The sequence below is a fragment of the Kitasatospora sp. NPDC058406 genome (assembly GCF_042722765.1).
Taxonomy (GTDB): domain Bacteria; phylum Actinomycetota; class Actinomycetes; order Streptomycetales; family Streptomycetaceae; genus Kitasatospora.
Window position 1 is genome coordinate 1 of record NZ_JBHXKE010000328.1, and the last position, 8,225, is coordinate 8,225.

Sequence of the window (8,225 nt, forward strand, 5' to 3'; positions counted from 1 at the left end):
GGGGGGGGGGGGGGGGGGGGGGGCGGGGGGGGGGCGGGGGGGGGGGGGGGGGGGGGGCGGGGGGGGGGGGGCGGGGGGGGGGGGGCGGCGGGCGGCGGGCGGCGGGCGGCGGTCAGCCGACCGGGAGGTCCGCGGTGCCGAGGTAGGCGGCCATCACGGTCGGGTCGGCGAGCACCTCGCCGGTCGGGCCGGTGGCGATGACGTGGCCGAAGTCGAGGACGGTGACCTCGGAGCAGGCGGCCTGGACGAGGTCCATGTCGTGCTCGACGAGCAGGACGGAGACGCCGAACCGGGCCGGGACCTGCGCCAGCCGGCGGCCGAGCGCGAGCGACTCGGCGGCGGACTGACCGGCGGCGGGCTCGTCGAGCAGGGCGACGGCGGGCCGGGCGGCGACGGCGGCGGCGACGTCCAGCAGGCGGCGGGCACCCGCGTCGACCATCGAGACCGGCAGCCGGCCGGGCGGGCAGCCGAAGAACGCGAGCAGTTCGTCGGCCTCCTCCGTGGAGAGCCGGCGCCCGGCGCCGATGGTGAGGTACTCGTACTGGGTGAGTTCCGGGGCGATGGTGGTGGTCTGGAAGGTGCGGCGCAGGCCGCGGGTGGCGCGGGCGCTGGGGCTGAGCCGGTCGATCGGGGATCCGACGAGCGCCACGCTCCCCTCGTAGCCGCCGACGAAACCGGTGACGGCGGCGATGAAGGTGGACTTGCCGGCGCCGTTGGGGCCGATGAGTCCGACCACGGCGCCCCGCGGGACGGTCAGGTCGACGCCCTCCAGGGCGGTCACCGACCCGTAGCGGACGGTCAACCCCCGTACGGTCAGGGCCGGTTCGCCGCCGGCCGCGGCGGGAGCGGATGCCACGGGGGCGGATGCGGCGGGGGCGGATGCGGCGGGCGGCCCCGGCAGGTCCTCGGCGGCCGGGAGCCCGGCGGCCGGCCGGGCCTCGTGGGTCTCCAGGAACCTCCGCGCCGCGCGTTCGCGCTTGCGGGCCCGGGTGAAGTCGGTCTGGCTGACCCCGCTGCGCAGGGCCAGGACGGCGCCGACCCCGAACAGCATGCCGCCGAGGTCCTGCGGCAGGTCCAGCTTCTCCAGCACGGTGGCCATCACCGCGCCGAAGACCCCGCCCATCACGGCGCCCTCGGGGTTGTGCGGGCCGATCAGGACGGCGACCGCGAACAGTGCGAGCGACTGCATCATGGCGAAGTTGCCGGGCACGACCAGGCCGAACTGTCCGGCCATCAGACCGCCGCCGACACCCGCGACGAAGGCGCTGATCGCGAACGCGGCCAGCTTGGCGCGGGCGACCGAGACGCCGTGCGCGGCTGCGGCCCGCTCGGAGTGCCGCAGCTCGGCCCAGGACATCCCGAGCCGGGTGCGGTTCAGCAGGGCGAGCCCGAGGGCCAGCACGGTGAAGACGATCACGACCAGGACGAAGTAGCCGCCGTCGTCCTCGAACAGGGCGGGCCGCTCCAGGGTCTTGAGCTCGGACATGCCGGGGAACTGGTTGGCGTTCAGCACGATGTCGGCCGAGACCGCGAAGCCGAAGGTCACCACGGCCAGGTTGACGCCCCGGATCCGCAGCGCCGGGAGCCCGATGGCGACCCCGACCGGGACGGCGGCCAGACCGCCGAGCACCAGCCAGACCAGGAACCCGCCGGGGGCCTGCGCGACGTTGAGCCTCAGCACCACCCAGGCGCCGATCGAGGCGAAGGACATCTGGCAGAGCGACATCACGCCGACCCGGCCGACGATGACGCCGTAGCTCTGCATGATGACGGCGCTGACCACGGCGGTGATCGCCAGGTACACCCAGTAGGGCGGCAGCAGGGCCGGCACCAGGACGCAGGCGGCGACGGCGGCGCCGAGGCCGGTGACGAGCGCCCGGCGGTCGGTGGCCAGTCTCTCGGTGAGGCTCATGCTCCCTCGCTTTCCGCCGGGGCGCTGCCCGGGCTGTGGGCGCCCGCCGCCGCGGCGGCGGGTGCCGGGGTCGCGCCGAAGTAGAAGTCGTGCAGGCGCTCCGCGTCACCGCGAAGCTCGGCGCACGGGCCGTCGAAGGCCAGCCGGCCCTTGCTGAGCACGTACGCGCGGCTGCCGATCTCCAGCGCGAGATGGGCGAACTGCTCGATGAGCAGCACCGCGATGCCGAGGTCCACCAGGTCGGCGACGGCCTTCATCAGGCGGTGGACGACCACCGGCGCGAGGCCGGAGGACATCTCGTCGATCAGGATCGTCTTCGGCCCGGCGACCAGGGCCCGCCCGAGGACGAGCATCTGCTGCTCGCCGCCGGAGAGGTGGCCGGCCTGCAGGCCGCGCCGCTTGTCCAGCTCGGGGAAGAGCCGGTACGCCGTGTCGAGGTCGGCGCCCTGCCGCTGGGCGACCAGCAGGTTCTGCTCGACCGTCAGGGTGCGGAAGACGCTGCGGGACTGCTCCACGTAGGCCAGGCCGGAGGTGGCGCGGCGGTAGGTGGAGAGTTTGTCGAGGGGTTTGCCGTCGAGGGTGACGGTGCCGGAGGTGCAGCGGACCAGGCCGGCGATGCCGTCCATCAGGGTGGTCTTCCCGGCGCCGTTGGCCCCGAGCAGGACGGTCACCGAGGCGGGGGCGACGTCCAGGCTGACCCCGTGGACGACCGGGGCCTCGGCCCGGCTGATGCTGACGTCGCGCAGTGCGAGCGCGGGCGTCATCACGCGGCTCCGCCGCAGGCGGAGCGGATGGCGTCGGCGACCAGGGCGTGGGCCCGGGCGGCGTCGGTGAGGTCGGTGGCGAGCAGGCCGAAGAAGCCGTGGATGAGGCCGTCGAACCGGACCAGGGAGGTCTCGACCCCGGCCGCGGCGAGCGCCCGGGCGTACTCCTCGCCCTCGTCGCGGAGCACGTCGTACTCGGCCTCCAGGACGAGTGCGCGGGGCAGTCCGGAGAGGTCGCGGGCGCGCAGCGGGAGCAGGTACGGGTCGGCGAGGTCCGCCTCGTCGCGCGGGTACTGGGTGAAGAACCAGTCCATGCTGTCCTTGGACAGGAAGTAGCCGTCGGCGAAGTCGCGGTAGGAGAGCCGGCCCTCGTCGGGGTGGGCGACCACCGGGGAGATCAGGACCTGGAGGGAGATCCGGGGGCCGCCGAGGTCGCGGGCGCGCAGACCGGTGACGGCGGCGAGGTTGCCGCCCGCGCTCTCCCCGCCGACGGCGAGCCGCCCGGGGTCGACGCCGATGGTGGCGCCGTGCTCGTGGAGCCAGGTGAGGACGGCGTAGCAGTCGTCCGCGGCGGCCGGGTAGGGGTGTTCCGGCGCGAGCCGGTAGTCCACCGAGACGACCACCGCGCCGGAGGCGGCGCAGACGGCGCGGCAGGAGTACTCGTTCTCGTCGAGACAGCCGATGGTCCATCCGCCGCCGTGCAGCCAGACGAAGGCAGGGAAGGGGCCCTCGCCCTCGGGGGTGTAGATCCGTACGGGGATGTCGCCCGCCGGGCCCGGCACGGTGGTGTCGGCCACCGAACCGACGGCCGGGAGCGTCTCGGGCATGGTCCAGGTGGTGCGGAACTGTTCGCGCATGGTCTGGGCATCGAGTTCGACGGGCTGGGCGGGCTGCTCCGCCGCACCGGCCCGGTCGATGATCAGCTGTGCCTCGGGGTGCAGGGGCATCGTTTACCTCCGATTGCCCGGGTGCCGTCGTAGGGGTCCGGCACTCGCAAATCGTATCTGATTCCATGTACGTTAAGAGTCACAATCCACGGTGTCCAGAGCTGGGAGCAAGAAGATGCGCAACGGACTCCAGACCGGAATCACCACGGCTGACCTGGTCATGAGGGGTGGCCGTGTCCACACGATGGACGGCGCCCGGACGGTCGCCCAGGCGCTCGCGGTCAGCGGGGGGACCATCCTCCGGACCGGCACCGACGCCGAGGTCGCGCCGCTCGTCGGACCCGGTACCCGCGTGGTGGAACTGCGCGGACGCTCGCTGATCCCCGGGATCAACGACTCGCACCTGCACGGGGCGTGGCTCGGCACCATGTGGCCGGACACCCTGATGGCCCAGCTCGCCGCGGCCGCCCCGACCGGCGGCGGGCCGGACCACCCCGGAGGCGGGCACGGGCACGACGCGCACGGGCACGACGGGCACGCGCACGACCACGCGGGCGAGGGGCCGGCGCTCGCCGCCCTCACCACCCCCGCCGAGCGGCGCCGCGCGATCCTCCGCACCGGCGACCTGCTCGCCTCGCTCGGCGTCACCAGCTACACCGAACCGGGCCTCGGACCCGGCGAGGACGCCGGACCCACCGGCTGCTTCTCCTCCGCCGTCCTGCACGAGTACGCCGAGCTGGCCGCCGAGGGACTGCTGCGCGCCCGGGTCACCGCGCTGCTGCTGTTCGGCCTGCTGGACGGCGCGAGCAGCGCCACCGACCTGCTGCGCGGCCTGGCCGGGTTCCGGGCGCCGGCCGAGGTCCCCGGCTGGTTCCGCGTCGCCGGGGTGAAGATCTTCGCCGACGGCATCCCGCCGATGGGCAGCGCGTGGAGCGAGGAGCCGTACGCCGACGGCGGCCACGGCGCCCTGCTGGTGGACGGCGCCGACGCCGGCGAGCGCGAGGTGAACCTGCGCTCGATGATCCGCGCCGCGCACGCGGCCGGTCACCAGATCGGGGTGCACGCCACCGGCAGCCGAACCACCCGGGTGGTCACCGGGGCCTTCGCCGAGGCCCGCGCGACGGACGGCCGGGACGGCCGCCACTACCTCATCCACGGCGACGTCGTCCACCCGGCGACGCTCGCCGCGATGGCCGCCGCCGGGGTCGGACTGAACACCCAGCCGGGCATCGCCGCCGCGACCGCCCCGATGCTCGCCGGGGCCCTCGGCCCGGACGCCCTCGCCCACGCCTGGCCGGTGCGCGACGCGCTGACCGCCGGTGTCCCGCTCTGCCTCAGCTCGGACGCGCCGGTGCTCGCTCCGGACTGGCGGGCCGGCGTGGCGGCGGCGGCCACCCGGGCCGGGGCCGACGGCACCGCGGGAGGCCGCGGGCAGCGGCTCGCGCTCGACGAGGCGCTGTACGCCTACACCGTGGCGCCGGCCCGGCAGGACGGCGCCGAGCGCTGGAAGGGCACCCTGGAGGCCGGGAAGGTCGCCGACCTGTGCCTGCTCGGCGCGGACCTGCGGGACGTCGACCCGGGTGCGCTGCCCGAGGTCCCGGTGGCGATGACGGTGGTCGACGGCCGGGTGGTGCACGAGGTCTGAGCCCGGAGCGGTGACCGCCGCGGCCCGGCGGACGCGACGGGCAGGACGGACGGAACGGACGGAACGGACCCGACGGGCCCTGCCGGACGGGCGTCAGCGGGCCGGGGCGTCGGTGCCCCAGGAGGCGCCGGGGTGGACGACGTCGCGGTCCAGCCAGAGACCGGCGACCGCCTCGCGCAGTTCGCCGCCGTGGCGCTCCAGCAGGTCCAGCGCGCCGAGGTTGGTCTCGAACTGCTCGATGCTGCTGGCGCCGAACAGCACGCTGGCGGCCGCCCGGTGGGTGAGCGTGAAGGCGACGGCCAGCTGGGCCGGCGTGGCGCCGAAGCGTTCCGCGACCCGCAGCACCTCCGGGTAGGACTCCCGGATCCGCTCGCGGATGCCGCCCGGGTCGGCGCCGATCTTGCGCTGCGGGTGCAGCTTGCCGGCCAGGATGCCGCCCTCGAAGACGTCGGAGGCCTGGAGGCCGAGCCCGGCCTCGTCGAAGAGCTGGCCGTAGGGCTCCCCCTCGGGCACCGAGCGGCGGGCCAGGCTGTACTTGAGCTGGGCGAACGACGGCGGGACCATGCCCTCGGCGAGCGCGAACCGGCGGGCGGCCCACAGGTCGTCGGCGGACCAGTTGTTGACGCCCCAGGCGGTGAACCGCCCGGCCCGCACCAGCTCGGCGACGTCGGTGACCACGGAGTGGACGTCCAGCTCGCCGAGGTGGTCGCCGGCCACCACGAAGTCGGCGCGGTCGGTGCCGACCCGGGCCAGCGAGACGTCCAGCTGCTCCGCGAACGACGCCTTCGGGTAGTCCCAGAGCCAGAGCTTCCCGCAGAGAAGGTAGTCCTCGCGGGCCAGGCCGGCGGTGCGGACCGCCTCGCCGAAGATGATGTCGGTGACCGCGTTCTCCGCGTGCGGCCCGAAGTTGTAGTGGGCGACGTCGAACAGGTCGACCCCGCGCGCGACGGCGCGGGAGACCAGCTCGGCGGCCTCGTCGGTGGTCATCCGGTCCCAGGTGTTCCACGAGCCGAGGCCGAACACCGGCACCTCCGGGCCGTCGGCGCCGAGCCTGCGCCGGGGCACGCGGTCCGTCGCGGACGCACCGTCCGGCGCGCCCGCACCGCCGTGGGGGGAGTCAGCCTGCGAGAGCTCCACGTCAACCTCCTGGGATCCGAGTAGTCCGGCTCTGGCCGCCGGGAAGACGATCGTATAGCATCCGGCATATTCTTTGACCGTCAAGGAGGACGCGATATGTCCCTTCGTCCGGAATCCCCCCGTTCCGCGGACCCGACGCCGATCGTCGACGTGGCCGTCGGCTACATGGCCGCCAAGCAGCTCTTCGCCGCCGCCGACGCGGGCCTGTTCGCCGCGCTCGCCGACGGCCCGCAGGACGTCCCGCAGATCGCCGCCCGCACCGGCCTGCCGGAACGCACCAGCCGCATCCTGGCCGACGCGATGGCCGGCCTCGGACTGCTGGAGCGCACGGCCGGACGCTACGCGAACTCCGCGAGCACCGCCGCCTACCTCACCGGCGCCGAGGGCGAGATCGACCTGCGCCCCTTCCTGACCTTCCTCGACGAGATCAGCTACGGCCACTGGCTGGGCTTCGGCGAGACCAGCCGGACCGCCGAGCCCAACCGGCTGGACCTCGGCGGCGACCGGATGACCACCTTCCTGGCCGGCGTGATGACCTACAACGCGCTGCACGCCCGCCAGCTCGCCGAGCACTACGACTTCACCGCGCACGAGCGGGTGCTGGACCTCGGCGGCCTCTCCGGCTCGTTCCTGGCCGAGGCCCTCAAGGCCGCCCCCGGCCTCAGGGGCACCTTCCTCTCGGCCGGCGAGCTGGTCGGCCACGCCCGGGGCGTGCTGGCCGGCGCCGGGGTGGACGACCGGGTGGAGATCGTCGAGGGCGACGCCGTCACGGGCGACGTCCCGGGAGGCTTCGACCTGGTGCTGCTGGAGCACGTGGCCCACCGCTTCGACGCCGAGCAGAACCGCGCCATCGTCCGCCGGGCGCGCGCGGCGGCGGCCGAGGGTGCGAAGCTGGTCCTGCTCGACTTCTTCCTCGACTCCGACGAGCAGCAGCGCGGCATCGACGCCCTGCACGCCGGCGAGTACCTGGTGATCGACGGCACGATCGTCTACCCGGAGGACGAGGTCCGAGGCTGGCTGCGCGAGGCCGGCTGGGAGCCCGTCGAGACCCGCGCGCTGCCCGGCAGCCCGCGCATCCTCATCGCGGAGGCACGATGAGCACCGAAGGGCGCGTCGTCCTGGTCACCGGGGCGGGCAGCGGCATCGGCCGGGCGGTCGCCGAGGCGTTCGCGGCGGCCGGCGACCGGGTGGTGGTCGCCGACCTGAACCGTGCGGCGGCCGACACGGTGGCGGAGGGGATCGGCGCCGGCGCGCTCGCCGTCACGATGGACGTCACCGACCGGGAGAGCGTGACCGCCGCCCTGGCCGAGGCCACCGCGCGGTTCGGCCCGGTCGAGGTCCTGGTCAACAACGCGGGCCTGGCCGGCGGCGGCGGTCCGCTGCTCGACCTGCCCGCCGAGATCTTCGACCTGGTCGTCTCGGTCAACCTGCGTGGCACCTTCACGGTGACCCAGGTGGTCGGCCGGCAGATGGCCGACACCGGCCGGGGCGGGGCGATCGTCAACATCAGCTCGATCGGGGCCCGCCAGCCGACCCCGGGGCTCGGCCACTACGAGGCCACCAAGGCCGGGGTGGACGCCCTCACCCGGACCGCGGCCCTCGAACTCGCCGGGCACGGCATCCGGGTCAACGGCGTCGCCCCCGGGCCGGTGCACACGCCGATGACGGCGCCGCTGATGGAGGACGAGACGGCGCGCGGTCTCTGGGAGACGCGCATCCCGCTCGGCCGGATCGCCGAGACGTCCGACCTGACGCCCCTGGTGCTGTTCCTGGCCTCCGGACAGGCCCGGCACATCACCGGCGCCGTGGTGCAGGTGGACGGCGGCCAGCTGCTGGTGTGACCCCCCGCAGAACCCGGAAGGGGCGGGAGTCCTCGGACT

The 8,225-nt window shown here is 74.8% G+C and carries 7 protein-coding genes; 3 read left to right on the plus strand and 4 right to left on the minus strand.

The window, feature by feature from the left end; translation table 11 throughout:
* Positions 1 to 112: 112 nt before the first annotated feature.
* From ACFWOG_RS37375 to ACFWOG_RS37385, 3 genes are read right to left on the minus strand one after another with little or no spacing between them, the layout of a single operon-like run.
* Entirely contained in the window at positions 113 to 1,912 is a 1,800-nt protein-coding gene (locus tag ACFWOG_RS37375; protein ID WP_380363904.1) for an ATP-binding cassette domain-containing protein, read from the minus strand.
* Positions 1,909 to 2,676 carry an ABC transporter ATP-binding protein gene (locus ACFWOG_RS37380; protein ID WP_329879835.1) on the minus strand — a complete coding sequence of 256 codons (768 nt, stop codon included), beginning with the start codon at positions 2,674 to 2,676 and terminating at the stop codon, positions 1,909 to 1,911. The genes ACFWOG_RS37375 and ACFWOG_RS37380 overlap by 4 nt, the downstream gene beginning before the upstream one ends.
* Positions 2,676 to 3,623: an alpha/beta hydrolase gene (locus tag ACFWOG_RS37385; RefSeq protein ID WP_329879833.1), complete on the minus strand. Its 948-nt coding sequence runs from the start codon at positions 3,621 to 3,623 to the stop codon at positions 2,676 to 2,678. Before ACFWOG_RS37385 ends, ACFWOG_RS37380 begins: the two co-directional genes overlap by 1 nt.
* Positions 3,624 to 3,738: 115 nt before the next feature.
* Here ACFWOG_RS37385 and ACFWOG_RS37390 point away from each other — a divergent pair, with 115 nt between their 5' ends.
* Positions 3,739 to 5,208 carry an amidohydrolase gene (locus ACFWOG_RS37390; protein ID WP_380363907.1) on the plus strand — a complete coding sequence of 490 codons (1,470 nt, stop codon included), beginning with the start codon at positions 3,739 to 3,741 and terminating at the stop codon, positions 5,206 to 5,208.
* 93 nt (positions 5,209 to 5,301) lie between these two features.
* Here the strand turns inward: ACFWOG_RS37390 and ACFWOG_RS37395 are convergent, their stop codons facing one another.
* Complete coding sequence (locus tag ACFWOG_RS37395; RefSeq protein ID WP_380363909.1) at positions 5,302 to 6,345, minus strand: aldo/keto reductase; 1,044 nt, start codon at positions 6,343 to 6,345, stop codon at positions 5,302 to 5,304.
* 96 nt (positions 6,346 to 6,441) lie between these two features.
* Here ACFWOG_RS37395 and ACFWOG_RS37400 point away from each other — a divergent pair, with 96 nt between their 5' ends.
* Both ACFWOG_RS37400 and ACFWOG_RS37405 read left to right on the plus strand, forming a co-directional pair.
* A complete protein-coding gene (locus tag ACFWOG_RS37400) occupies positions 6,442 to 7,443 on the plus strand; it encodes a methyltransferase (RefSeq protein ID WP_329947647.1) in 1,002 nt (333 codons plus the stop codon).
* Positions 7,440 to 8,186: an SDR family NAD(P)-dependent oxidoreductase gene (locus tag ACFWOG_RS37405; RefSeq protein ID WP_329879829.1), complete on the plus strand. Its 747-nt coding sequence runs from the start codon at positions 7,440 to 7,442 to the stop codon at positions 8,184 to 8,186. The genes ACFWOG_RS37400 and ACFWOG_RS37405 overlap by 4 nt, the downstream gene beginning before the upstream one ends.
* Positions 8,187 to 8,225 lie beyond the last annotated feature (39 nt).

Excerpts from the sequence above, each read along its gene's own strand:
- ACFWOG_RS37375 (WP_380363904.1), bottom strand. The coding sequence starts at position 1,912 with ATGAGCCTCACCGAGAGACTGGCCACCGACCGCCGGGCGCTCGTCACC.
- ACFWOG_RS37380 (WP_329879835.1), bottom strand. The coding sequence starts at position 2,676 with ATGACGCCCGCGCTCGCACTGCGCGACGTCAGCATCAGCCGGGCCGAG.
- ACFWOG_RS37385 (WP_329879833.1), bottom strand. The coding sequence starts at position 3,623 with ATGCCCCTGCACCCCGAGGCACAGCTGATCATCGACCGGGCCGGTGCG.
- ACFWOG_RS37390 (WP_380363907.1), top strand. The coding sequence starts at position 3,739 with ATGCGCAACGGACTCCAGACCGGAATCACCACGGCTGACCTGGTCATG.
- ACFWOG_RS37400 (WP_329947647.1), top strand. The coding sequence starts at position 6,442 with ATGTCCCTTCGTCCGGAATCCCCCCGTTCCGCGGACCCGACGCCGATC.
- ACFWOG_RS37405 (WP_329879829.1), top strand. The coding sequence starts at position 7,440 with ATGAGCACCGAAGGGCGCGTCGTCCTGGTCACCGGGGCGGGCAGCGGC.